Source organism: Curtobacterium sp. MCSS17_007 (assembly GCF_003234175.2).
Lineage (GTDB): Bacteria > Actinomycetota > Actinomycetes > Actinomycetales > Microbacteriaceae > Curtobacterium.
In genome coordinates, this window is the sequence record NZ_CP126257.1 from 1,500,775 (window position 1) to 1,524,138 (window position 23,364).

The 23,364-nt window shown below is 70.6% G+C and carries 23 protein-coding genes; 13 read left to right on the plus strand and 10 right to left on the minus strand.

Annotated features, from left to right (window positions below):
* Positions 1-45: 45 nt before the first annotated feature.
* The 4 genes from DEJ22_RS07045 to DEJ22_RS07060 all read right to left on the minus strand — a co-directional run bounded on the left by DEJ22_RS07045 (position 46) and on the right by DEJ22_RS07060 (position 7,298).
* Complete coding sequence (locus DEJ22_RS07045) at positions 46-450, minus strand: DUF6188 family protein (protein ID WP_111225949.1); 405 nt, start codon at positions 448-450, stop codon at positions 46-48.
* Entirely contained in the window at positions 438-5,792 is a 5,355-nt protein-coding gene (locus DEJ22_RS07050; protein WP_111225950.1) for a DUF6531 domain-containing protein, read from the minus strand. Before DEJ22_RS07050 ends, DEJ22_RS07045 begins: the two co-directional genes overlap by 13 nt.
* A 145-nt stretch (positions 5,793-5,937) precedes the next feature.
* A complete protein-coding gene (locus DEJ22_RS07055) occupies positions 5,938-6,390 on the minus strand; it encodes a SufE family protein (protein ID WP_111225951.1) in 453 nt (150 codons plus the stop codon).
* The gene (locus tag DEJ22_RS07060; RefSeq protein WP_111225952.1) at positions 6,387-7,298 is read right to left on the minus strand and encodes a sulfurtransferase; all 912 of its coding nucleotides are present in this window, start codon (positions 7,296-7,298) and stop codon (positions 6,387-6,389) included. The genes DEJ22_RS07055 and DEJ22_RS07060 overlap by 4 nt, the downstream gene beginning before the upstream one ends.
* Positions 7,299-7,489: 191 nt before the next feature.
* Between DEJ22_RS07060 and zapE the strand changes: the two genes are divergently transcribed.
* The 11 genes from zapE (at position 7,490) to DEJ22_RS07115 (ending at position 16,199) form a co-directional block, all read left to right on the plus strand.
* A complete protein-coding gene (gene zapE / locus DEJ22_RS07065) occupies positions 7,490-8,440 on the plus strand; it encodes a cell division protein ZapE (RefSeq protein WP_111226385.1) in 951 nt (316 codons plus the stop codon).
* 244 nt (positions 8,441-8,684) lie between these two features.
* A complete protein-coding gene (locus tag DEJ22_RS07070) occupies positions 8,685-9,959 on the plus strand; it encodes an ammonium transporter (RefSeq protein WP_111225953.1) in 1,275 nt (424 codons plus the stop codon).
* 86 nt (positions 9,960-10,045) lie between these two features.
* Entirely contained in the window at positions 10,046-11,101 is a 1,056-nt protein-coding gene (locus DEJ22_RS07075; RefSeq protein ID WP_111225954.1) for a DUF6177 family protein, read from the plus strand.
* The gene (locus tag DEJ22_RS07080; protein ID WP_181430651.1) at positions 11,098-11,475 is read left to right on the plus strand and encodes a hypothetical protein; all 378 of its coding nucleotides are present in this window, start codon (positions 11,098-11,100) and stop codon (positions 11,473-11,475) included. The genes DEJ22_RS07075 and DEJ22_RS07080 overlap by 4 nt, the downstream gene beginning before the upstream one ends.
* A gap of 57 nt (positions 11,476-11,532) precedes the next feature.
* Positions 11,533-11,892 (plus strand): DUF6507 family protein, encoded by a 360-nt coding sequence (locus tag DEJ22_RS07085; protein WP_111225956.1) that lies wholly within the window; start codon positions 11,533-11,535, stop codon positions 11,890-11,892.
* Positions 11,889-13,454 carry a hypothetical protein gene (locus tag DEJ22_RS07090; protein ID WP_284174814.1) on the plus strand — a complete coding sequence of 522 codons (1,566 nt, stop codon included), beginning with the start codon at positions 11,889-11,891 and terminating at the stop codon, positions 13,452-13,454. Before DEJ22_RS07085 ends, DEJ22_RS07090 begins: the two co-directional genes overlap by 4 nt.
* A gap of 170 nt (positions 13,455-13,624) precedes the next feature.
* Positions 13,625-14,011 carry a hypothetical protein gene (locus DEJ22_RS07095; RefSeq protein ID WP_284174815.1) on the plus strand — a complete coding sequence of 129 codons (387 nt, stop codon included), beginning with the start codon at positions 13,625-13,627 and terminating at the stop codon, positions 14,009-14,011.
* A complete protein-coding gene (locus DEJ22_RS07100; RefSeq protein WP_146241661.1) occupies positions 14,005-14,502 on the plus strand; it encodes a hypothetical protein in 498 nt (165 codons plus the stop codon). The genes DEJ22_RS07095 and DEJ22_RS07100 overlap by 7 nt, the downstream gene beginning before the upstream one ends.
* Before the next feature lie 230 nt (positions 14,503-14,732).
* On the plus strand, positions 14,733-15,086 hold the full coding sequence (locus DEJ22_RS07105) for a hypothetical protein (RefSeq protein ID WP_111225959.1): 354 nt from the start codon (positions 14,733-14,735) through the stop codon (positions 15,084-15,086).
* 184 nt (positions 15,087-15,270) lie between these two features.
* On the plus strand, positions 15,271-15,708 hold the full coding sequence (locus tag DEJ22_RS07110; RefSeq protein ID WP_146241662.1) for a hypothetical protein: 438 nt from the start codon (positions 15,271-15,273) through the stop codon (positions 15,706-15,708).
* Between the two features lie 161 nt (positions 15,709-15,869).
* A complete protein-coding gene (locus DEJ22_RS07115) occupies positions 15,870-16,199 on the plus strand; it encodes a contact-dependent growth inhibition system immunity protein (RefSeq protein ID WP_111225961.1) in 330 nt (109 codons plus the stop codon).
* Between the two features lie 219 nt (positions 16,200-16,418).
* Here DEJ22_RS07115 and DEJ22_RS07120 read toward each other — a convergent pair whose 3' ends face one another.
* On the minus strand, positions 16,419-17,390 hold the full coding sequence (locus DEJ22_RS07120; RefSeq protein ID WP_111225962.1) for an aldo/keto reductase: 972 nt from the start codon (positions 17,388-17,390) through the stop codon (positions 16,419-16,421).
* Positions 17,391-17,520: 130 nt separating this feature from the next.
* Between DEJ22_RS07120 and DEJ22_RS07125 the strand changes: the two genes are divergently transcribed.
* Positions 17,521-17,913, plus strand: coding sequence for a ChaB family protein (locus tag DEJ22_RS07125; RefSeq protein ID WP_111225963.1), 393 nt, complete (start codon positions 17,521-17,523; stop codon positions 17,911-17,913).
* Between the two features lie 78 nt (positions 17,914-17,991).
* Positions 17,992-18,960 (plus strand): beta-ketoacyl-ACP synthase III, encoded by a 969-nt coding sequence (locus DEJ22_RS07130; RefSeq protein ID WP_111225964.1) that lies wholly within the window; start codon positions 17,992-17,994, stop codon positions 18,958-18,960.
* A 75-nt stretch (positions 18,961-19,035) separates the two neighbouring features.
* Here DEJ22_RS07130 and DEJ22_RS07135 read toward each other — a convergent pair whose 3' ends face one another.
* From DEJ22_RS07135 to flgN, 5 genes are all read right to left on the minus strand, one after another.
* A complete protein-coding gene (locus DEJ22_RS07135) occupies positions 19,036-19,992 on the minus strand; it encodes a hypothetical protein (RefSeq protein ID WP_181430652.1) in 957 nt (318 codons plus the stop codon).
* A gap of 88 nt (positions 19,993-20,080) precedes the next feature.
* Complete coding sequence (gene fliW / locus DEJ22_RS07140; RefSeq protein ID WP_111225965.1) at positions 20,081-20,449, minus strand: flagellar assembly protein FliW; 369 nt, start codon at positions 20,447-20,449, stop codon at positions 20,081-20,083.
* Positions 20,446-21,327, minus strand: a complete 882-nt coding sequence (locus DEJ22_RS07145; RefSeq protein WP_111225966.1) for a flagellin N-terminal helical domain-containing protein — start codon at positions 21,325-21,327, stop codon at positions 20,446-20,448. Before DEJ22_RS07145 ends, fliW begins: the two co-directional genes overlap by 4 nt.
* A 2-nt stretch (positions 21,328-21,329) precedes the next feature.
* Positions 21,330-22,745 carry a flagellar hook-associated protein FlgK gene (gene flgK, locus DEJ22_RS07150; RefSeq protein WP_111226386.1) on the minus strand — a complete coding sequence of 472 codons (1,416 nt, stop codon included), beginning with the start codon at positions 22,743-22,745 and terminating at the stop codon, positions 21,330-21,332.
* 7 nt (positions 22,746-22,752) lie between these two features.
* Positions 22,753-23,238 carry a flagellar export chaperone FlgN gene (gene flgN / locus DEJ22_RS07155; RefSeq protein WP_111225967.1) on the minus strand — a complete coding sequence of 162 codons (486 nt, stop codon included), beginning with the start codon at positions 23,236-23,238 and terminating at the stop codon, positions 22,753-22,755.
* Positions 23,239-23,364 lie beyond the last annotated feature (126 nt).

Consider the following 23,364-nt stretch of genomic DNA (forward strand, 5'->3'; position numbering starts at 1 on the left):
GCGGTTCTGACGGGGCGCTCCGATTGGTCGGGTCAGCGCTCCCCCTCACTCCGCCTCCTGAAGCCAGATGGCCGGGTCCCCTCCAGGCATGATGATGATGCGGTTCGGCGGTGTTTCCGGACCGGTGTAGTGCCAGGATTCGAAAGCGGGGTCCGGTCCGGCAGAGAGGTAGGCTCCGTCTGCGAACTCGATGGTCAACACCGAACCCTTGACGAATGCCTTGGTCGCGCTCACCGTGTGGAGGCGCAGGAGAGGAGCAAGTGCCGCTTTGTCTCCGTCGGGGTCGAAGACATTGCTGCTGTCTGCGCTCGCGCCGAATGTGAACGGGCATTCGAGACCGACAGTTGCCCCGCTCGAGAACAAGAGCCTGAGCATGTGGTCGACCCAGATCGCATCGACTGTTTCTCCGGCCAAGCGGAGGGGGACGTCTTCGACGCTCACTTCGGCCATGCTGCGTACTCTCCTTCGTGATCCCATGGGATGTGGCTGGCAGGCTTCGAACCTGGCTTACCGGTATTGGGATCGAGCCATTGGCCATGGGCATTGCTGTACCGGGAGTAGCCGCCAGGATACTGCTCGGTCGGGTCCATGATCCTCACCATGTCTGCGTCGTCGTGCGCCAGGGGATTTGCTGCAGTTACGGGATCCTGAGCGACCAGTCCCTTGCCGTTGCGGGCTGGGCCGATGTTCCACCCGCCCGGGATGTCGAAGATCGTGCCGTCCGGGGTAGCGACGAATGTCCGATTGCTCGACGGAAGCACGTTGACAGGTGGTGCCGGAGCGAGGTCATCGAGTCTACTGACCGCCGACGGGAGGTGGATCTTCGACAACATGCCACCGGTAGCGGCCGACGCTGCGGCACCTTCGGCGGCGGAACCGAGAAGGTCTCTGGGCGTGAGCGGCTGGCCGCTGACGACCGTGTTCGCCACGTTCTCGACCGCGCCCTCGACGGCGTTGCCGACGAAGTGCTTGCCGACCGCGGCCCCGAGGCCGCCCCCGACCATTCCGAACGCCCCGCTGACGGCGACCTGCCCCCAGTTGACCTCGCCGGTCGTCGCCTTCTGGATGATCGTGTCCGCGCCGGCACCGATCAGCATCCCTCCGAGCGGGCCGCCGACGCCGGTGAGCATGAGCGCACCACCCGCGACGACCATCGCTCCGCCGGCGACGTACTCCCAGTTGTCCTTGAACCAGTCACCGGTCGCCGCTGCCGCCCGCGCCAGCGGCCCCTGCTCGGCGGCGGCGTACGCCTCGAGCTCGGCGTCGGTGATCGGCGCGAGGCCGAGTGGATCGACCGCGTGGAGCGGGTCGTTGCCGGCGAACGAGTACGGATTCGCGCCCCAGGCTGCCCCCGCTGGTGCGGTGATCGGGTCGGTCGAGAGGAATCCGCGGGTTGCGGGGTCGTAGGCGCGCGCCCCCATCCACTCGAGTCCGGCCACCACGGGCGTTCCGTCCGCGCCGAACGACAGTGCCCCCTCGGGATCGCCGGAGACGGAAGCGAGGAGCTGCCACGGATCGGCCTCGGGCGTGCTGCGGGCCGTCCGCCAGCCCGTCGCGCCAGGACTCTCCGAGCCGCCGAGCAGTCCGACGGGCGTACGGAGCACGGGGGAGTCGTCGACGGCCAGCAGGGTGGGAACGGCGGCGCCGGCGTCCCAGTCGAGTCGGACGCCGTCGACGTCGACGAGGTCGCCGAGCGCATCCACGTGGGTCGACGTGCTCGACGAGCTCGAGGCGATCAGACGGAGCCACCCCCGCCCGTCCCACGAGTACCGCGTCGCCGTGCCGTCCGGGGCGGTGCTCCGCACGCGCCGGCCGCGCGCGTCGTACTCGTGCGAGGTCCTCCCCTCGGGCCCGGTCACCGCGACGAGCTGGCCCGCATCGTCGTACTCGAACGTGCGAGTGCTGTTGTCGGTGTGTTCGACGACGATTCGGCCGGCGACGTCGTAGGACCACGTTGTCTCGACTCCGTCGGTGTCGGCACGGACGAGTTGCATCGCTGCGTCGTGCTCGTAGACCGTCGTCGTGCCCGGTCGCTCGATCCGGACGAGCCGACCGTCTCGATCACGGGTCAACCGTGACGTCGCCGTCGAGTCCCCAACGGAGCTGGTGTGCCCGACGACGAAACCGCGTTCGTGGGACCAGGAGTCGCTCGTCCCTGCCGTGCGCACCGCCGTGAGTCGTCCGGCGCCGTCGTACTCGTGATGGACGGCGCCGAACGCGGTGTGCTCGACGGTGCCCGTCCGACCCGCGGGATCACGCTCGATGCGCGTCACGGAGCCGTCCGGCGCGTGCACCGAGGTCCGCAGGCCGTCCGCGTCGTACGTCCACCGCGTCTCGCGACCGTCCGTGACACGGCGGACGAGGAGACCCCGCCGGTCGTACTCCAGCACGTGGGCACTGGCGACGTCCGGTCGGGTGTGGTCGGAGATGGTCACGGTTCGCGAGCGCGGATCGCGCTCGATGCGACCGACCAGCGCGTCGTCCACGTACTGGGCCGTCTCTCGACCGGCTGCGTCGTACTCCCACCGGAGCACGGTGCCGTCGGGCTCCGTCTGGGAGACCTGGCGACCGGCAGCGTCGTACGTCGCGCTCGTCGTCCGGCCGAGGGGGTCCGTCGAGCTGGCGACCTTGTCGAGCTCGGTGTAGGTCCGCGTCGTGACTCCTCCGCGCGCATCGGTGGTGCGGACGAGCCGCCCGCGATCGTCGTACTCGTAGCGCGTCACCCCGCCCAGCCCGTTGGTCGCCGCGACCAGCTGCCCCGCGGCGTCGTACCGGAACGAGCGGCGACCGAACCGCGGGTCACGTGCCTCGACCACGCGCCCCGCCCGGTCGTAGCGGTACCGGACCATCCCGAGGGCCGGCACGTCGACGGAGGTGACCCGACCGACTGCGTCGTACTCGGTGCGCTCGACGTCACCGTTCGCATCCGTCCGCTCGACGACACGTCCGTCGGCGTCGTAACGGAGCGACGTCCGACCACCGAGTGGGTCTGTGGCCGTCGCCGGACGGCCGCACCGGTCGTAGGTGTACCTCGTCGTCCGTCCAGCGGGCGTGGTGACGGCGACGACGCGGCCCGCGAGGTCGCGCTCGAAGCGGGTCAGCCCGCCCTCACCGTCCAGCGACTCGACGATCCGACCAGCCGCGTCGCGCACGGTCACGGTGGCGGACCCGTCGCTCTGCAGGACGCTGACCGGCCGACCCAGCGCATCGGTGCGGACACTGACGTCCTCGAACGCTGAACTGACGGTCGTGGTGCCGTCGGCACGCTTCCGGTCGGCAGCGGTGCGGACACCCGTCGGATCCAGGGTCGCGGTGACGGCGCCGATCGCGTCGTACTCGCGCGTCCAGGAACCACCCGCGGGATCGACGACGGTGCGCAGCCGCGAGAGTGCATCGTGCACGAAACGCCACTCCGCCCCGTCGGGCAGGGTGAGCGCGGAGACGTTGCCGAGCTCGTCGAACTGCTTGGTGGTCCGGCGCCCGAGCGGGTCGGTGGTCGCGGTGATCTCGCCGTGCGCGCCGTACTCGACCGCTGTCCGGGCTCCCGTCGGATCCGTGGTGGCGATCACGCGCCCGGCATCATCGTGCTCGAACCGCCACACACCACCGTCGGGAGCTTCGCGAGCGGTCAGCAGACCTGCGGCGTCGTAGCGGTACGAGGTCCGGGCGCCGAGCGGGGTGACCGCCTCGACGACGCGCCCTGCTGCGTCGCGGACGAAGCGCGCTGTCCCCCCGTCGGCATCCTCGATGGCGACGAGGTCGCCGTGCTCGTCGTGGTGGAAGGTGACGACCACGCCGGTCGGGTCCGTGCAGCGAGCCAGCTGCCCGGCACGCCACTCGAGGAGTGTCCGTCCGCCGACGGGGTCGGTGACGACGGACGGGTTGCGTTCGTCGCCGCGGTACTCGTACTCGACGATCCCGCCGTCGGCGGTCACCACGGTGGTGGTCCGGTCCTGGTCGTCGTGGGCGTACGTCACGTCGGCGCCGTCCGGGGTCACGGTGCGCGTGCGGTGTCCCCGGTCGTCGTACCCGTGCACCGTCACCGACCCGTCCCGCTCGGTGACGGAGACCAGGTGTCCGTGCCGGTCGTAGGACATCGACTGCCGTGCCCCGTCAGCGTCGATGATCCCGACCACGCGACCGCTCCGGTCGGCGATCCAGGTGTTGGCACCGCTTCCGTCGGCGTCCGAGACGGACGTCACCCTGCCCTGGAGGTACGAGAACCGAACGGTCCGTCCGAACGGCGTGCGCTGTTCGACAACGCGGCCCCGGTCGTCGTACGTGTTGATGCACTCGACGACGCCGGTCGCGGCGGTCACCTGGTCGATCAGGTCTGCGTCGTTCCAGCGGTAGCGTCGCGTGCCGACGGCGTCCTGCACGGCGACGAGGCGGCGTGCATCGTCGTAGTGGTACTCCACCCGTCGGCCGTCGGTCGCGGACACGGACGCGACGCGGTCGCCGTCGTACTCGACGTCGAGCGCACGACCGAGTTCGTGCTCGAGTCGAGTGATCCGGTCGTCAGCGTCCCGGAGGACCGAGACGTCGCTCCCCGGGCCCCGTCCGGTGTGCAGCCAGACGCCAGCGGGTGAGAACGTCCACCGGGCGCCGCTGTTGTCCGTGACGACGAGTGCGGTGTCCTCGCGACGCAGCCAGAGGTCCTGACCGACTCCGCGACCCCAACCGTCGCCCTCGCGCGGGAAGTCGACCTGGCGCCCGTCCTCCAGCACGATCGAGGCCAGCTCGTCGCCGAGCTCCAGCCGGACGTCGAGCACCGACGACCAACCGACCCCGAACGCCCCGACTCGGGTGTCGAGCGAGTTGTACATCCGCGAGAACCGCAGGGACGCTGCAGCGCCGCCGAAGGTGAGGTCGTCCTCCGGCTCGAGGAAGTTGCCCGTCGCGGTGTTCACCGGATCGTCGGCGAACCCGTTGGTGGGTGGTGTCCCCATGGCGGAGAACGGGCCGATCGTGAAGTCGTCGCGTCCGACAGCCACCCCGGCCGACGCCAGCGCCGCCGCGATCGAGGCGTCCGAGAGCGTCGTCGGTCCGGACCCACCGCCAGCGGCCTCGAACTGCGCCGCCACCGTGTCGGCCCACGCGGCATCGTGACCGTTGTCCGTGAGCCAGTCCTGCACCGCCGTCACGAGGGACTGTGCATGCAACGTACCCCAGCACGGGTTGCACCCAGACTCGTAGTCGGCCAGGGCGTTGCGGAACGACGACACCGCGCCGGACAGGGAGTCGTCGGCACCACGGGTGCTCGAGGCGAACGATCGGAGATCGGCCGGCACCGCTGACGACGTGCCCCCGCTGCCGCCACCACCCGCCGGGATCGTGCGACCGCGCACCGAGACGGCATCGGACTGGAGCTGGGGCTCCGGCTCGGGTTCCGGGGGTTTCGGGTCGTCCTCGGCGCCGAACCACGTCGACACCTCGTGCGCGGCACCGACGAAGAAGTTCTCCTCACGCTCGCGCTTCCGAGCCTCCCACGCCTTCGCGTCGGCCCGTCGTCGGTCCTCCTGCTTCGCTGCCTCGCGCAGCTCGTCGACGAACCCGACGAGGGAGGACAGTGCCTCCGAGAGCTTGCTCGCACTCCGGGAGGCGATGCCGGCGTTGTCGGCGAACACCTGCGAGAAGTACCCGCGGAACTCGCGCCCCGCGTTGGTCACCGCAGCGGAGCGCGTCGCAGTCTGTCCGTCGATCGCGGACGCCAGGTTGCGCGCCGCGGTCTTCAGCGCGTCGGCGTCTCCGTACGAGTACCCCGTCGGATCGTTGCCGTGGACCTTCGCCATGATGTCTCCCCCCGATGACTCCTCGATCCTGGCACGGGAGGAGCGGGGATGACCAGCGAGAAAAATGTCGCGTACGCGCGAATCGACGGACGGGAGGCACGGTGCCAGCCAGCACCGTGCCTCCCGTCCGTCATCCGGATGCGTGTCAGGCCGCGACGGCCGCCCGCACCTGCCGCTGCACCCGGCCGAGCATGCCGACCATGCCCCGGATCCGCAGCGGACTGACCGCCTCGGTGAGTCCGAGCGTCAGGGGGTAGTCGACCGGCACCGCCAGCACCTCGGTCGCGGTCAGCCCGGACAGCCCCTGCGCCAGGATCGACGCGAAGCCGCGGGTGGTCGGTGCCTCACGGGGCGCCGTCGCGTGCATCCGCACCACGTCCGGCGCATCACCCTCGGCACCCACCGTGACGCTGATGAACACGGGGGACTGGCACTCCTCGACCCGCTCGAGCTCGTCCTCGTGCCCCTGCAGCCGCTCGGGCAGCGCGGGGAGCTCGTCGGAGAACTCGAGGAGCAGCTGGAGCCGGTCCTGCTGCGAGAGCTCGAGGAAGTCGTCGCGGATCTCGGCGAGGGAGAAGGGGAGTGCTGCGTCCGTCATCGGGAAGGAACGGTACCCGGCTCGGAGCCCGTGGCGATCGGGACGCGCACAGCGCTGCCCCACTCGGTCCACGAACCGTCGTAGTTGCGCACGTTGTCGTAGCCGAGCAGGTGCTGCAGCACGAACCACGTGTGGCTCGAGCGCTCGCCGATGCGGCAGTACGCGATGACCTCGTCGGCGTCACCGATGCCGGCGCTCTCGCGGTACACGGCGTCGAGCTCGTCGCGGGTCTTGAACGTGCCGTCGGCGGCAGCAGCGGTGGCCCAGGGGATGTTCACGGCGGTGGGGACGTGGCCGGCGCGCAGGGCGCCCTCCTCCGGGTAGTCCGGCGCGGTGGTGCGCTCGCCGGAGTACTCCGGTGCGCTGCGCACGTCGATGAGCGGCTTGCCGAGGTGCTCGAGCACGTCCTCCTTGAACGCGCGCACCTGCTCGTCGCGGCGCTCCACCACGGGGTACTCGACCGGGGCGACCTCGGTGCGGTCGGTGGTGAGCGCGCGGTCCTCGGCGATCCACTTCGCCCGGCCACCGTCGAGCAGGCGGACGTCCTCGTGGCCGAACAGCGTGAAGACCCAGAGGGCGTAGGCGGCCCACCAGTTGTTCTTGTCGCCGTAGATGACGACGGTGGTGTCGCGGCCGATGCCCTTGCCGCCGACGAGCCGGGCGAAGGCCTCGCCGTCGATGTAGTCACGCTGGACGGGATCGTTGAGGTCGGTGTGCCAGTCGATCTTCACGGCGCCGGGGACGTGTCCGGTCTCGTAGAGCAGGACGTCCTCGTCGGACTCGACGACCACGAGGTCGGGGGAGCCGGCACCGGCGTCGAGCTGCTCCTGGAGCCACTCGGTCGACACCAGGCGCTCGGGGTGGGCGTAGGCGGCGAACTTCTCGGACGGGTCGACCGGTGCGGTCATCGGGGGTACCTCCAGGCTGCGGGACGAGCGGGGCGGACGAGGCATAGGATCGGTCCTCGGTGCCCGCGGGCAACGGTACGCGGACGTACCGACCGCCACCTGCAACGTGACACCGCACGACATGCTTCCCGGAGGGGCCACACTTGCCTGCACACCTCGTCGACCGTGACCCGCAGGTGACGCCACAGCAGATGGCCGCTGCGCTCGTGCCGCCGCCGCAGTTCGCCGACGCCTCGTTCGCCAGCTACCGCCCGGACCCGGAGTACCCGTCGCAGGCAGCGGTCCGCGACGCGATCGAGGCGTTCGTCGCGACACGGCCTGAGCAGGCGAAGCGCGGGTTGTTCGGGCGTCGCCGCGAACCGGTCCAGCCGGCGCGCTCGGGTGTGTACCTGGACGGCGGGTTCGGCGTGGGCAAGACGCACCTGCTCGCCGCGGCCTACCACGCCGAGCCGTCGCGCAAGACGTTCGGCACGTTCATCGAGTACACCGCGCTCGTCGGCGCGCTCGGGTTCCAGGGCACCGTCGACCTGCTCCGCGGCACATCGCTGGTCTGCATCGACGAGTTCGAGCTGGACGACCCGGGCGACACCATGGTGATGACGCGGCTCATCAAGGAGCTCTCCGAGTCGGGCACCCGCTTCGCAGCGACGTCGAACACCCCGCCCGGCGCACTGGGCGAGGGTCGGTTCGCCGCGCAGGACTTCCTGCGGGAGATCCAGGCGATGTCCGACCGGTTCGAGACGATGCGGATCGACGGGCTCGACTACCGCCGCCGCGCGGTCGACGAGCCCGCCCGTACGGTCGACGACGTCGCCGGAGCCCTGCCGGAGGGGGCGACGACACTCGACGACTTCCGCGCGGTCGTCGCGCACCTGGCGAGCGTGCACCCGTCGAAGTACGTCGCCCTCGTCGACGGGCTCGATGCTGTCGGGCTCACCGGCGTGCAGGCCTTCACCGACCAGACCGACGCACTGCGGTGGGTGGCGCTCGTGGACCGGCTCTACGACGCCCAGGTCCGCATCGTCGCGTCCGGCACACCCCTCGACCAGGTCTACCCGCAGGCGATGCTCGACGGCGGCTACCGCAAGAAGTACCTGCGGGCCGCATCGCGCGTGGTCGCGCTGTCCCGCGCGGCCGACTGATCCGCCCGCCGGACGGGAGGCACGTGGCAGTGTCCGCCACGGGCCTCCCGTCCAGCGCGCCCGGCCGTCCACCAGCGCTGTCAGACCCGTCTTCCGGCATCCGGAAACACACCGTTCACACGGGAGCCCGACGCGTTACACCCGCGAAACACTTCGTGCTCCCTCGCGAAACGTCGCCTCGCCAGACTCGTCAGCACCCGAGGGCGGTCCCGAGAGCCGCACTGCAATCGCGAGAGGTGAACAGATGCTTGATCAGGGCAACACGGCATTCGTGTTGATCATGGCGGCGCTGGTGTTGTTCATGACACCCGGCCTGGCCTTCTTCTACGGCGGTCTGGTGAAGGCCAAGTCCGTCATCAGCATGATGATGATGTCGTTCGGAGCGATCGCCCTCGTCGGCGTCCTCTGGGTGCTCTACGGCTACGCGATCGCGTTCGCCAACCACGGCGCGGGCACGAACGTCGCGGGGATCGTCGGGTTCTTCAGCATCGACTGGAACCAGATCGGCCTCGGCCAGGCGTTCGAGGAGGCCAAGGCCTCGACGATCAACGCCGCGTACCCCTCGATGGCGTTCGTCGGCTTCCAGGCCACCTTCGCGATCATCACCGTCGCCCTGATCTCCGGAGCGATCGCCGACCGCGCGAAGTTCGGCGCGTGGATGATCTTCGCCGGCGTCTGGGTCACGGTCGTGTACTTCCCGGTCGCCTCGTGGGTCTTCAACCTCACCTCGGGCATGTTCGCGACGTGGGGCGTCATCGACTTCGCCGGTGGCACCGCGGTGCACATCAACGCCGGTGCCGCGGGTCTCGCCCTGGCGCTCGTCCTCGGCAAGCGCGTCGGCTTCGCCAAGGGTGCGCACAAGCCGCACAACCCGCCCTTCGTGCTCCTCGGCGCAGCGATCCTGTGGTTCGGCTGGTTCGGCTTCAACGCCGGTTCCGAGGGAGCCGCCGACGGCATCGCCGCGCTCGCCTGGGTCAACACGCTCGCCGCCCCGGCCGCCGCGATCCTCGGATGGCTGCTCATCGAGAAGCTCAAGGACGGCAAGGCCACGTCGGTCGGTGCCGCCTCGGGTGCCGTCGCCGGTCTCGTCGCGATCACCCCGGCCTGTGCCGCGCTGACCCCGGGCTGGGGCATCCTGCTCGGCTTCCTCGCCGGTGTGGTCTGCTGCTTCGCGATCGACTGGAAGTACCGTCTCGGCTTCGACGACTCGCTCGACGTCGTGGGTGTCCACCTGGTCGGCGGCATCTTCGGCACGCTCTACCTCGGCTTCTTCGCCGACGACACCGGCCTCATCTACTCCGGCTCCTTCGAGCAGCTCGGCAAGCAGGCCCTCGCCGCCCTCGTCGTCCTCGTCTACTCGTTCGTCCTCGCCTTCGTGATCGGCTTCGCCATCGAGAAGACCATCGGCTTCCGCGTCAAGACCGAGGACGAGGTCGCCGGCATCGACACCGCGGTCCACGGTGAAGAGGGCTACGTCCTCTACGAGGAGCGCGACGAGACCCCGGTCTCGGTCCGCTAGCCACCGCACCACCCGCACGACGGGCCCCGCGCACACAGCAGGCGCGGGGCCCGTCGCCGTGTGCCGGTGCTCGGTAGGGTGGCGCCGTGGACGACCTCACCCTCGCGCACCCGCTCGTCGACGCGGTCGGAGCCGGTTTCGTCGTGCACGAGACGGACGCCGCGGTGGTCGAGTGCTCGAGCGAGCGGACCGGTCTCCTCCTCGAGGCCCGTCGTGCCGGACTCGTGGTCGTGCTCCTGACGCCCGGGACCTCCCGGCTCACCGCCGCGATGTCGACGATGCTCCGCCGCACTGCGTCGAGCTGGGTCGTCCACGACGGTGACCGGTACCGCGCAGCCGGGTCGGACGTCGTCGCCGACGACGTTGCCACCGCGATGCTCGCGCCGCAGACCATCACGCGCTCCGCGACGATCGGGCCGGGTGCAGTGCCCTGGGCCGAAGCGCTGGTCTCGGTGCACCACCCGGCGTCGGACGCCGCGACCGTCGGGCGGACCGCCGAGCTGCTGCTCGCCGGCCTCGCCGACGGCGGCCCGACGGCCTGGGGCACGGTGGAGCCGGCGACGCTCGCCTGGAGCGTCGCCGAGGTCACCGCGTTCGCTCGACGTCGCGCACCCCGTCCGACCCGTCTGGTCGCCGTGGCGCCCACGGCCGGTGGGGTTGCCTCCCTCCAGCTCCGCATCGAACGGTCCGCCACCGGCGTGACGGAGGAGACGCGGCTCGTGCTGCCGCGACCCGTCCCGTCGGACGCGCTGCCGACGGACGACGACGTCCCCGCGGTGCTCGCGGACCTCGCCCGGCGGCAACGGGTCCTGCTCGGGACCGCCTGGCGGACGAGCGGGCACCCGGACGCCACCGTGTCCGCCCACCAACTCCCGCTGCCGGTGCCGCTCGGCGCCGTCGTCGGGGCCGCAGCCGTCCGGGACCTCGGCATCGACCCGCGGACACTGCCCGCCGGGGTCCGGGTGGTGGGTCCGGCCCGGGTGCCCTCGCTGATGCTCGACTTCACCCCGGAGGGCGTACGGTCCGGGGCGGTGCTGTCCCGCGGCGCCGACGCGGAGGCCCGGTGGCGCAGGCTGGCCCAGCTCGGTGACGCGCTCGGGCCGCGTGCCGTCGAGATGCTCGGCTTCGGGGACCGACGATGAGTGCCGAGTGGGTCGTGCTCTCGCCACGGCACGTCGACGCCGCCGTGGTCGTCGGGGCAGCGGCAGCGGTCGACCCGGACCTCGGGGTCCGGCAGCTGTGGGACGGCGACGCACTGCAGCTCACCACGCCGGACGGGGTCGTGCTCCTCACGCTGATCCAGTCGCGACGGCTCGAGCGCAGCGCCGATGCCGAGCGTCTCCTCGGGACGCGCTCGGTCGCGACCCCCTTGTTCGGGGGTGGCGAGCCGCTATGGTGGACCTCGGTCCACGTGGCCTCCCAGGACCCGTTCCGGGCGGTGGCCGCGCGGATCGTGCGGGACGTCGCTGCTGCGGCCGGGGGCCTGCCGGTCGCACGGTCCGCCGTCGAGGACTGACAGGGACCGACACGGCCCGTCACCGGACGACGAGGCGAGACGAGACGAGGGGGAGCGATGGGGAACGGCTGGCAGATCGACCCGGCGGGCGTGCAGTCGACGCTCGCGGGCACCGAGACGGCAGCGACGAACCTGTCGACGGCGTTCGACGGGCTCGCCGACGCCCACGCGGCGCTGACGACCGCGGTCGGTGACGACCAGGCGGTCGCGGGCGCGGTGGCCGCACTGATCGAGAGCCAGACGGCGCTGCTGCAGCGCGTCGGCAACCACATCACCGCCGGTCTGGCCGGCGCTGCCAACGCGACCATGGCCTACTACCAGGGTGACGAGGAGATGGCGGCGACGGCGCAGGCCGACGCGATCCGTGCCTCCAGTACGGGCGACTTCTCCGGAGTCGACCTCGGGGACGGCGCATGACGGGGCAGTGCCGCGCCGACGGCCTGATCGACCCGGACGCGATCCCCGGCGCGAACATCAAGCCCGAGCAGGTCGACGCGGCCGGGAACGCCTTCGCCACCGCCGGCACCGACGTGCAGACGCGCGGAGCGGAGGTGAAGACGGCGTGGGCCGGCCTCGGCGGGAGCTACACGACACCGGACTCGGCCGAACTCCTCACCGTGATGGACGGCGTGGAGACGGACACCGCTGCGCTGGCCGGGACCATGCAGAAGGTGTCGACCGCGATCAGCGACTACGCCACCGTCGTCGCCCCGATCGCGCGTCGTCTCGTCGAGCTCAAGGCCGAGGCCGAGACCTTCGTGGCGAAGGCACTGCAGGGCAAGACCGTCGGCCCGTGGGACCCCGAGCACCCGGCGAACCAGGGGCCTGTCGGCCTGGTGCAGCACTTCGGCGAGATCCTCGACGACATGCACCTGCGCTGGGACGAGTACACGCCCTACGTCGACGAGAACAACGAACTGCTCACGAAGGTCGCCGAACAGGAGACGAAGCTCTCGCAGGCCTCGGCCGACTGCGTCAACGCGATCAACGGGCTCCGGACCGACATGTGCATCGCCCAGGTGCAGGCCGTCGACTACACGACCGCCGTCAAGGCGAACGAGCCGATGCCGTGGGGGAGCACCGGCCGCGGCGACCAGTCGTGCCAGGAGTCCTTCAACTCGGGTGTCGGCGACGCCGCTGTGGGGACCGTCGAGGGCCTCGGCGGTCTGATCGGCTACAACTCGCAGACCGGCGAGTGGGGCGACGGAGAGTGGGCCGGGCAGTCGTGGCTCGGGTTCGCCGAGTCGCTCGGTGCGCTCGCGTTGATGGGCAGCCCGCCGTTGATCCTCGCGGCCACGCTGCCGCCGGGCGTCCTGCCCGACGTGGTGCGCGAGACCGCACAGGGCATCACGGCGAAGCAGCAGGCGATCGTCGAGGGCTTCGTCGGCTCGCCGGAGGACTGGCGGGACGACCCCGCCCACGCCGCCGGTGGTGCCGCCTTCAACATCGGGACGCTCTTCATCCCGGGCGCCGGCGAGATCGGCGCCGGCGCGAAGGTCGCCGCCGTCGGCTCGCGCGTCGCGGCGATGGCGGCGGACGGCAGCCGACTCGCGGCGTTCGGGTCGAAGGTCGCCGCGGCCGGGACGACGATGGTCCGGGTCGGGGACGCCCTGTCGGCGATCCCCGGTCGGGCGCTCGACGGCCTCGGGGACCTGGTGTCGCGGGGGCGGGGAGCTTCGCGGACGCGCTCCGGGGGCTCGGGGACAGCATCCCGACGGTCAAGGTCAGCGTGGAGCACGCGATGGCGACGCCGGACGGGTTCGGCGTCGGGCTCGGGCGGCCGCACATCGAGGTGGGGCATCCGGAGCCGGGGTCGCACTGGTTGCACTCGGTGGCGGATCGGGTGGAGGGGCCAACGGCGTCGCCGGCCGGGGGGCTCGCCGGTCACGCTGACAGTACCCTTCCGCAGGCTCACTCTGAACACGAAGGCCCGCATGGCTCTGCTGGGCCAGCATCCCCGGAACCTTCGAACGAGATAGGGCTTGGGCAGGGTGATTCGCCGAGGCACACCGCGCACGCTGAGTTGGAGGCCCGAACCGGCTTCAGCCCACCTGAGACCGTACGCGAAGTGCAACCCACTGTCGGTGCTTCTGAGCACGGACATGTCGGACATTGGGTTGCGAGTGAGCGTACGGCCGGAGGAAGGGGGATGCTCGACCAGGAATGGGTGACCGGTATCAAGTCCCTTCCCGATGGACGGGTACCCGAGTATCAGGTACCGAACGCTGCTCATCCGAGCCATCCGTTGAAGCTCGACGATTTCAGTGTCATCGACGGCCGTCCGACCGTCACTGAAGTCAAGGGGAACTACGGCTGGCTGAACAGCCTCTCGCCGAGCAGGAAGACCGAGATGATCGCAGAGTGGGCTCGATCCGCGCGCGCCAAGCTGGATGCAGTCGGCTCCTCTGACGTGCACCTGCGCTGGGTCTTCACTCGGGATCCGGACCTCGCCGCTGAGTTCGCTCGAGCAACTCGTCGACTCCGCAATGTGACGGTAGAATACTGGGAGATGCCTCGTGACTTCAAGGGATGGTAATCGTGTTGGTTGATGTCAGCGATTGGTTCCTCGTCGCAGAGTGGGATGCCAGGCCAGAGAGCTCGGAAATGATGGCCGCGCGCATCGTCGAAGCGTCGGCGGTGGTTCGCGACACGTTTCCCACTTTCGACGGCACCTGGACCGTTCGAGATCGGGTGGTTGCTTGCGAGGATGCCGGGTCCTGGAGCGCAATCATCGACGCATCGCCTTACAAGGTCGATGGTTTGGCGGAACCCGCTCGCGGATCCGCTCTTTCCATGCTTTCCGAGTTGGAGGAAGGTGTGTTCCTTCGAGCGTCGGTCACGGCTGGTGCCACTTACCAGACCACAGTGAACAAACCGAACGAGTTCGCCCTCGACTTCGCGGGAGCCAGCTTCGGCGCTCCGATAGAGCTCGAACTACCAGAGCAGGCTCGGGAGCGGTTCGAGCAACTTGGTGCGGAGCTTCAGCGGATATGGAGCGCCGGAGAACTTCGGGTCGAACTCGGTTGAGTCGCGTTCTCAGCGCGCCGCAATGCATTCCTTCAATGAGCCTCGCGAGCCCGTCGCGATTTCTGACGTACCGCGGCCGGGCTTACTGAGGGCTTCGCTTCGATGCGCCCCGTTCCACACGTGTCGAACGGCAAACTCCCTCGCGACCCGCGGACCTGACCTCCTGGCTCACTGACCCGGACGCTGACACAACCAAGGCTGCCTGACCTGATCGGTGCAACGGCATTCACATGCGACCACTCAACGAGATCGACATCGCGAACTACGGGCACCGCATCCCCTTGATCGGGGGGTTCATCGAGAATCTGTTCCCGTTCTGGTGGGAGTACTACTCGTCGGTGGCTGACTACCTTGACTTCTACCTTGACGGGTTCTCCCGCGACGAGATCACTGTCATGGTGAGTGAGTACCGCTCGCTCGGCATCGACGATGCGCAGGACGAGGACATCAACTCCTTCCTCTACCGGATGAACGCGAACTTCCGATCCGACCAGGGGCTCCGCGGCGGACGGCAGATGCTCGCGCAGATCGGCGAACGGGTGGAGCAACTGGAACACGGCGCGATGCTGAAGCACGTTGACTAACACGAAATTCGAGCACGCCACAAGTGTTCTTCGTCAAGTCCGCGTATCCAGCGATCGAGGAGGAGAGCCATGGCGTTGGTGAACGATCATGATGCCTCCGGACTGCGGCACGCCCTTCCTGCCCTCGCCGGGTGGCTTCCGGGCGCCCGTCGGCGCTTCGGTGAGGTTGCACGTCGGCGCGATCGTGACCGAGTACATCGTGAACGAGGTGGCCGTGTCGCTTCGAGCGGTGGAGCCGGGGGCGTCGACAGATCTGCGGCAGAGCTACGGAGAGCACCACGGTGAGGTCCTCAGGCGACTCGTCGAGCTCTGGCAAGCTGATCTGGCGCAGGTGACCATCCGGGACGCAAACCGGGCTCAGCGAGGGTTTGCGACCCTCGTCGGACTGACCAACTTCTTCCGCGGTGACCACACTTCCCTGCTCTCCTCGATCGACCTCCCCACATCGGCGAGAACGGCCGTGGCCGACGGCGGAACATGGCTCACCGTCGACGTCGGCAGCGACGACCTCGTGACCGCGATCGCCGGTATCGTGACAACGGCGGACGCGATCGAGGACGCCGGTGGTCTCGTCGGCGGCGCATCGAGCAAGCCTCGGGCCGATGATCGGCCCGAGGCTTGAAACAGTGCGCTGATGGTCTGTACGGCCGAAGCGTTCGCGTCGCTTACGCGCGATCCGGACCTTCGACCTCCTGAGCCGCTGATCCGAACGGTGAAGTCGGCGGCTCCTGACGGTTCCTCCATCAAGATCGCGTCCCCGGTGACGGGAGCAGAAGGACGAGCATGGATTTCCGGATATTGACGAGTGCGAATGTGGAGCGCGGAGCACCTGCACTGTGGAACCTCCTGAACGCCGTTTTCCACGCTGACTGGCGCGACGACTTCGACAGTGCTCGCAAGGCTCTGGAAGCGGACCTGTCGCAGTACGGGAGTCCAGACAAGCAGTTGGTGCACGAGGAAGCCGCAGAACTGCTCGCGAACGATCTGACTGACTCGCAGGTCGAGCACTTCCTCGAGTTGTCGGGAGCGGACCTCTGGATCGAGTCAGAGCTGCACATGAGTGGACGCGCGTTCGCGCGCCTGATCTTCGACCTGACGGAAGATGCCGCTTGATCGATCGGACGGGCCCGGCGGCTCACGATCGGGGACCATCTCGAGGTGGTGGGTGCCGCGACGGTGACGGCCCTCGCCGACCTCGTCACCACCATCGTCGGAGCATCCGAAGCACTGAAACGTCCCGGCGTCGATGAAGGTCCTGAGTCCGCACGGACGGGAGGCGCGGTGCGGGTCCGACCCGCACCGCCCCTCCCGTCCGACGGTCGCGTCAGCGACTCACCAGGCGTAGTCCTCCGGCGAGGTCTCGTGCCCCGGGAAGATCTCGTCGAGGCGCGCCAGCGCGGCCTCGTCGAGACGTATGTCGACGGCGCGGACCGCGGACTCCCACTGCTCCATGGTGCGCGGGCCGGTGATCGGGGCGGTCACGCCGGGCTGGTGCAGCAGCCATGCCAGGGCGAGCTCGCCCGGGGTGTGGCCGAGCTCCTTCGCGAAGGACTCGTACGCGGTGAGCTGGTCGCGGTGGCCCTCGACGTACTCGGCGCTGCGGCCGGAGAGACGGCGGGACCCGTTCTCGGTCTTCTCGATGACGCCACCGAGCAGGCCGCCCTGCAGCGGCGACCACGGGATGACGCCGAGGCCGTACTCGCGGGCGGCGGGCAGGACCTCGCGCTCGACGTCGCGGACGACGAGGTTGTAGATCGACTGCTCGCTGACCAGGCCGAGGGAACCCCGACGGGCAGCCGCTTCCTGCGCCTGAGCGATGTGCCACCCGGCGAAGTTCGAGGACCCGACGTAGAGCACCTTGCCCTGCTGGACGGCGACGTCGATCGCCTGCCAGATCTCGTCCCAGGGGGTCGCCCGGTCGACGTGGTGGAACTGGTACAGGTCGACGTGGTCGGTCTGCAGCCGGCGGAGGCTGGCGTCGAGCGACTGCCGGATGTTCAGCGCGCTGAGCTTGCCGCCGTTCGGCCATTCGGTCATCTCGCCGTAGACCTTCGTCGCGAGGACGGTCTTCTCGCGCCGGCCACCGCCCTTCGCGAACCAGCGGCCGATGATCTCCTCGGTGGCGCCCTTGCCCACCGAGCCGCCGTAGCCGTTGGCGGTGTCGAAGAAGTTCACGCCGAGCTCGTGCGCCCGGTCCATGATCTTGTGCGAGTCGTCCTCGCTGGTCTCCGGGCCGAAGTTCATCGTGCCGAGCACCGCCCGTGACACCGACAGCCCTGTCCGTCCGAGGTGTGTGTAGTCCATGCCCCCGGTCTACGCTCGACCCGGTGTGCGGACCAGGCCCTGCGGGTACCGGTCATGCGCCCGGCGTAGAAGGGAGTGGCCCGCTCTCCACTGCGAGCGGTCGACACACCCCGGACGGAAGGACGCACCCATGCCCGCGAAGGACGAGATCCCCAGCACCCTGCAGCGGTCGCCGAAGCACGCGCAGGACATCTTCGTCGAGACCCTCGACTCGGCCAACGAGACGTACGGGCCGGGGGAGCGGGCGCACCGCACGGCGTACGCCGCGGTGAAGCACGAGTACGAGAAGGTCGGCGACCACTGGGAGGAGAAGGACTCCTCCGGCCCGTCGGACGACGGCGCAGCGGGCACGCGTGGCTCCGGGGAGGCCCAAGGCGGCGTCGACGCGAACGCCACGAAGGCGCATCTCATGGAGGTCGCGAAGCGTCTCGACGTCAGCGGGCGCTCGACGATGGACAAGGACGAACTCGTGCAGGCGATCAAGCGCGCGAACGACCGTGCGACGGCGGCCGCGCGGAAGTGAGGACCGGCGGGCCACCTGGTCGTCCCTGCATGCCCTGCCCGGCATGAGTGCCCCGCGGAGGGGAGTAGCGTGCCGCGGGTGAACACGCCAGCACTCCGTGGCAGCCGCATCCTCGGCTTCGGCCACCACCAGCCCGAACGGGTCCTCACCAACGACGAGCTGTCGACCATGGTCGACACGAACGACGAGTGGATCACCACCCGCACCGGCATCAAGACCCGCCGCATCGCCGGCCCGGACGACAGCGTCGTGTCGATGGCGATCGAGGCCGGTCGGATGGCGATCGCCGACGCCGGCCTCGAACCGTCCGACATCGGACTCGTGATCGTCGCCTCGACCACCCACCGCGAGCGGTCGCCCTACACCGCCGGTCGGGTCGCCGCGGCGCTCGGGATGGCGAACGGACCAGCGCCGATCGACATCAACACCGCGTGCAGCGGCTTCGAGTACGCGATGGCCCTCGCCGACCAGTCGATCCGGGTCGGCGCGTCCGACACGGCGCTCGTCATCGGCTCCGAGACGCTGTCGAGCATCGCCGACTGGACCGACCGCTCGACGTGCGTGCTCGTCGGCGACGGCGCCGGCGCGGTCGTGATCGCTGCGTCCGAGACCGCCGAGATCGGTCCGGTGTCGTGGGGGAGCGTGCCACACCTCAACGAGGCGGTGCTCGTCACGCGGGACCCCGAGTACTTCACGCAGCAGGGTCGGTCGATCTACCGCTGGGCGATCACCGAGGCCGAGGGGCACGCCCGCGCAGTCGTCGAGGCAGCCGGGCTGACGCTCGACGACATCGGGGTGTTCGCCTTCCACCAGGCGAACCTGCGGATCATCGAGCCCCTGGCCGAGGCGCTCGGCGGGGCGGACAAGTACGTCGTCCGGGACGTCGTCGAGTCGGGCAACACCTCGGCCGCGAGCGTGCCGCTCGGGCTGTCGAAGGCGTGGCACCGCGGCGAGCTGCCGGAGGACACCCTGGCACTGCTGTTCGGCTTCGGCGGCGGTTTCGCGCACGCCGGGCAGGTGGTGCGGACGCCGAAGCGACGCGCGTGACGGACGCGGACTGCTGACGGACGGGAGGCGCGGTGCCAGCCGGCACCGCGCCTCCCGTCCGTCGGCCGAGCGCCGTCAGTCGCGCTCGATCCGGCCGTCGGACTGCTCGCGGTCGTGCTGCGGGTCGCGGTGCGGGGTGTCCGCCCACAGGTCCTCGTCGGCGCGGCCCTTCCGCCGCCAGGGAAGTGCGCGGCGCTCCTGGTCACCCGTGCGGTCGCCGCTCGTCGACCCGCCCTTCGCCCCGCGACCGCGCTCCTTCGTCGGCTTCGCCTCGAGCACGATGGTGAAGTGTCGCGGCGGCAGCCCGAAGCCCTCACGGGAGGCCTGGACGACCTTCTTGCCGAGTGCGTGGTTGCCCAGTCCGCCCACTGCCGCGCCGATGCCGAAGGGCAGCGCGCGTCCGAGGACCGAGGCTCCCTGGCGTGCCGCGAACCGCTTGATGAACTGGTCGCGGACCTTGCCGCCGATGCCGCTCACCACCTGCTTCGGCAACGAGGCCGTCACCATCTCACCCCAGAACGCCGACCGGGCCTGGCCACCGGCTGCCTGCCCGGCGAGCTGCTTCACGAGCTCAGTTCCGGGGGCGCCGAGGATGAGCGCCATCACGAGCGTGCGGGAGCGCTCGGGGTCCTCGAGGGCGATGCCGTGCACCTCGGTCACCGACTGCGCGAAGAGGGCGGTGGCCTCGAGGAAGCCGACCGTCTCTGCGCCACTGAGGCCGAGCGCTGCCGCCATGCCGACGCCGGGGATCACCGCACTCGCACCGACCGCAGCGCCACCGGTCGTGACCGCCGCGAGGTACTGCCGCTCGAGGATCTGGATGATCTCGGCGGGGCTCGCGTCCGGGTGGCGTCGGCGCACCGCGTTCACGTGGGCGACCACCACCGGTCGCTGCACGGCGATGACGCGGTCGAGCATCTTCGTCCACCCGTTCGGGTTCGCGGGCGTGGGGGTCCGTTCGTCGCGGGTGTCGGACTGGACCGGGGCGGGCGGCATCGGCGCGATCGCCCCGTCGTTGTGCTGTCGGGCCATGGGGCTGAACGTACGCTCGCGTGGTGGGAGCTCCGCCCGCCCTGGTCGCTCCGCGCACCCCGGTGACCGGCGGAGCGCGGCGGCCTGGCTACCGCCGTGCGAGCTCCGCGCGCAGCGGCAGGTCCTGGTCCTCGAGGATGAACTGGGCGCCGACGGCCGTGCGGGCGTGCACGACGACCGGGGCGAGCAGGTTCACCGTCGTGCCGTCCGCACCCGGGTTCGCGACCACGAGGAGCATCGCGTCGGACGGGTCGGCGAGTCCGATCGTCGCAGCCTGCTCGTCCGTGAGTTCCGGCGCGTAGTCGGGCAGGTGCACGGCCGCGTCGAGCAGGTACAGCCGGGCGTCGCCGCCGCTGAGCGCGAAGAGCCCTTCGGCACCCTCGACCGGGGCGAGCGTGAAGACGGGAGCCGGTGGCAGGCCGAACGGTGGCACGGGGAAGGTCAGGTCGATGCTCATCGGAGGTAGTCCATCAGGGTCGGCTGCAGGACCTTCGCGGTGACGGCGAGGGCTGCCTGGTAGGTGGTCTGCTGCACCTGCAGGTCGAGGACGGCTCCCGCGAGGTCGAGGTCCTCGATGCCCGCGCGGCGGTTCTCGAGCGTGACGCTGGTGCTCTTCAGGGCGTCCTGCGCCGCGAGGGCGGCGGCGTGCCGCACGCCGACGTCCGCCTGGGCGGAACGGACCGTGTCGATCGCGGTGTCGAGGTCGCCGAGCTTCGGGTTCACGTTCACGCCGTCCTGCAGGTCCGCGACGATGTCGTCGATCACGGCGAAGGCCGAGGTGGCACCGGTCCCGAAGACCGCCGCCCCCGGTGTGTCGACGCGCAGCACCTGGTCATCACCGACACGGCGGGAGACCGCGGTGGTGGCGGTCGCGAACCCGGTGCCGGGCGCGTAGGCAGTGGTGTCCGTGGAGGACCCGGCGAACACCGAGCGGGTGCCGTACTTCGCGTTGGCGGTGGCCTCGAGGTCGGCCTTCAGCGCGCGGAACTGCGTGATGAAGGCGTCGCGGGCGGTGTCGTCCATCACGCCGGAGTTCGCGGCCTGCACCGTGAGGTCGCGCACCTTGCCGAGCACCGAGTAGGCACCGGCGAGGCTGCTGTCGGTGGTCGCGAGCCAGCCCACGGCGTCGTTCGCGTTGCGCGTGTACTGCGCGGTCGCGGCCTGCTCCTTCCGCACCTGCATGGACGAGCCGGTGCCGACGGGGTCGTCCGACGGCCTCGCGATCGCCTGCAGCGTCGTGGCGCGCTGCGTGGCCTCGGCGACGCGGGCGGCGTTCGCCTGCAGCCGCTCCGTCGCCGACGCGATCGACATCTGGGTGGTCACACGGGTGATCACGGTCAGCCCCTCCCGACGAGTCCGACGCGGTTGATGAGCGTGTCGAGCATCTCGTCGACCGCGGTGAGGACGCGCGCCGCGCCCTGGTAGGCATGCTGGTAGCTGAGCAGGTTGACGTTCTCCTCGTCGAGGTCGACGCCGGCGCCGGACTGCTGCTGCGTGCGAGCGCTGGTGAGCGCCAGCCCGGTGAGCGTGGACTCCGAGGCGGCCGTCCGGGAGGCGCTGCCCACCCCCGCCACGAACGTCGCCCAGGTGCTGTCGGCACCCCCGGCGGCCGTGCCGAGACGCGAGAGCGCATCGGCGAACGAGTCGTCGAGTTGGCCCGACGCGTTCCGCGTCGCGAGACCGCCGCCGTCGGTCGGGACGACCGACAGCGCCTGCGCGGCGCCGGTGCCGGCGCCGACCGAGAAGAACGGTGCGCCGGTCGTCCCCGAGGCCGTCGTGCCCTTCGCGTGCTCGGCGTTCACGGTCGCGGCGAGCCGGGTCGCGACCCGGTCGTACGCGGCCGATGCCTCCGCGAGGGGACCTCCGGTGCCGCCGGACGCCGGTGCGAGGAGCGACAGCGCGCCGCCGATCGACCCACCGTCGAGCGTGACCGTCGACTCGCTGCCGGACGTCCAGCGCAGGGTCACCGGCTGCCCGTCGGTCAGGCGCGTGCCGCCGTCGAGGGTGACGCTGCTTGCGGTGGTGCCCTGCACCAGGGGGTTGCCGCCGAGGAGCACGTCGACCGTGCCGTCGGTGTTGGCCCGGACGGTCCCGCCGGCGAGCCCGGCGATCTGCTGCGTCAGCTGGTCCCGCTGGTCGAGGAGCTCGTTGGCGCTGCCGCCCGACGCGAGGGTCGAGCGGATGCGGCCGTTCAGGTCGGCGACCTGGGCCGCCGCGTCGTTGAGCTGACCGACCTGCGTCGACGTGGTGGTGCGCACGGTCGACCACTGGTCGTCGACGGCCTCCGAGCCGCTGGCGAGCGTGCTCGCGACGATCGACGCAGCCGCGATGACGGACGACGCCGCACCGGGGTCGTCGGGGTGCGCCGCGAGGTCGCCCCACGACGACCAGAAGGCGTCGAGCTTCGCGGACAGGCCGTTCTTCCCGGGCTCCTGCAGGCCTGCCTCCAGGGTGGACAGCGCAGTCGCGCGGGTCTGCGCCCAGGACGAGGCGCCGGTCGCCGTGCGGAGGCCCGCGTCGAGCGTCAGGGAGCCGAGCCGGGCGATGCCGTCGACGGAGACGCCCTGGCCGGCGAGGGCCGCGGTGCCGCGCACGAAGCCGGTCTGGACGGCGGGCACGGAGGACTGCGTCACGCGTTGCCGGGTGTAGCCGGCCGTACCGGCGTTGGCGATGTTCTGCCCGGTCACGTCGATGCCGGCGCGGGCCGCGGCCAGCCCGGAGGCGGCGGTCGCGAGTGATCCGAAGGTGCTCACCACGGTGCTACAGGGTCCCCTCGAAGAGTCGTGCGCCGTCGGAGCCGGAGCCGGAACTCCCCGAGGCGTCGTAGGTGGCCGCGCCGGTGACACTCCCGGCGAGCGTCTCTTCGGTCGCCTGTGCGGCGGTGCGGAGGAACCGGTCGTTCTCGTCACGGAGCGCGCCGATCTGCGTCGTCAGCTCGACCATGGCCGTCAGGTGCGCGCCGAGGATCTCGCCCCACGGGCCGCTCGGGGCGGCGGCGACCACGTCGCGCAGCGGTGCGTCCGCGTCGACGCCCCACTCCTCGGCGACCGCGGCGCTCGAGGCGGCGCGCTCGAGACCGGTGCTGCGGAGTCGTTCGAGCACCTGCTCGACCTCGCGGCTGGCGTGGGACACCCAGCGGGAGCGCCCGGCGGCGAGCAGGAGCTGCTCCTCCTCGAGCTTGAAGGTGAGCAGTTCGAGCAGTTCGCGTTCGCGCCAGAGGACGGCGGACAGGTCGTTCACGCTCATGGCTCCTCCCGGTGGGGGTGTGGTCGGCGACGTTCGGGTCGTACCGGTCCGCCTTCCGGCGGACAGGAGCAGCTATCGGCCCCGAGCGGCGCGTCGTAAGCGGGCAGCGGCGGTGGGCGAGCGCAG

Excerpts from the sequence above, each read along its gene's own strand:
- DEJ22_RS07045 (WP_111225949.1), bottom strand. The coding sequence starts at position 450 with ATGGCCGAAGTGAGCGTCGAAGACGTCCCCCTCCGCTTGGCCGGAGAA.
- DEJ22_RS07050 (WP_111225950.1), bottom strand. The coding sequence starts at position 5,792 with ATGGCGAAGGTCCACGGCAACGATCCGACGGGGTACTCGTACGGAGAC.
- DEJ22_RS07055 (WP_111225951.1), bottom strand. The coding sequence starts at position 6,390 with ATGACGGACGCAGCACTCCCCTTCTCCCTCGCCGAGATCCGCGACGAC.
- DEJ22_RS07060 (WP_111225952.1), bottom strand. The coding sequence starts at position 7,298 with ATGACCGCACCGGTCGACCCGTCCGAGAAGTTCGCCGCCTACGCCCAC.
- zapE (WP_111226385.1), top strand. The coding sequence starts at position 7,490 with ATGGCCGCTGCGCTCGTGCCGCCGCCGCAGTTCGCCGACGCCTCGTTC.
- DEJ22_RS07070 (WP_111225953.1), top strand. The coding sequence starts at position 8,685 with ATGCTTGATCAGGGCAACACGGCATTCGTGTTGATCATGGCGGCGCTG.
- DEJ22_RS07080 (WP_181430651.1), top strand. The coding sequence starts at position 11,098 with ATGAGTGCCGAGTGGGTCGTGCTCTCGCCACGGCACGTCGACGCCGCC.
- DEJ22_RS07085 (WP_111225956.1), top strand. The coding sequence starts at position 11,533 with ATGGGGAACGGCTGGCAGATCGACCCGGCGGGCGTGCAGTCGACGCTC.
- DEJ22_RS07090 (WP_284174814.1), top strand. The coding sequence starts at position 11,889 with ATGACGGGGCAGTGCCGCGCCGACGGCCTGATCGACCCGGACGCGATC.
- DEJ22_RS07095 (WP_284174815.1), top strand. The coding sequence starts at position 13,625 with ATGCTCGACCAGGAATGGGTGACCGGTATCAAGTCCCTTCCCGATGGA.
- DEJ22_RS07100 (WP_146241661.1), top strand. The coding sequence starts at position 14,005 with ATGGTAATCGTGTTGGTTGATGTCAGCGATTGGTTCCTCGTCGCAGAG.
- DEJ22_RS07105 (WP_111225959.1), top strand. The coding sequence starts at position 14,733 with ATGCGACCACTCAACGAGATCGACATCGCGAACTACGGGCACCGCATC.
- DEJ22_RS07115 (WP_111225961.1), top strand. The coding sequence starts at position 15,870 with ATGGATTTCCGGATATTGACGAGTGCGAATGTGGAGCGCGGAGCACCT.
- DEJ22_RS07120 (WP_111225962.1), bottom strand. The coding sequence starts at position 17,390 with ATGGACTACACACACCTCGGACGGACAGGGCTGTCGGTGTCACGGGCG.
- DEJ22_RS07125 (WP_111225963.1), top strand. The coding sequence starts at position 17,521 with ATGCCCGCGAAGGACGAGATCCCCAGCACCCTGCAGCGGTCGCCGAAG.
- DEJ22_RS07135 (WP_181430652.1), bottom strand. The coding sequence starts at position 19,992 with ATGGCCCGACAGCACAACGACGGGGCGATCGCGCCGATGCCGCCCGCC.
- fliW (WP_111225965.1), bottom strand. The coding sequence starts at position 20,449 with ATGAGCATCGACCTGACCTTCCCCGTGCCACCGTTCGGCCTGCCACCG.
- flgN (WP_111225967.1), bottom strand. The coding sequence starts at position 23,238 with ATGAGCGTGAACGACCTGTCCGCCGTCCTCTGGCGCGAACGCGAACTG.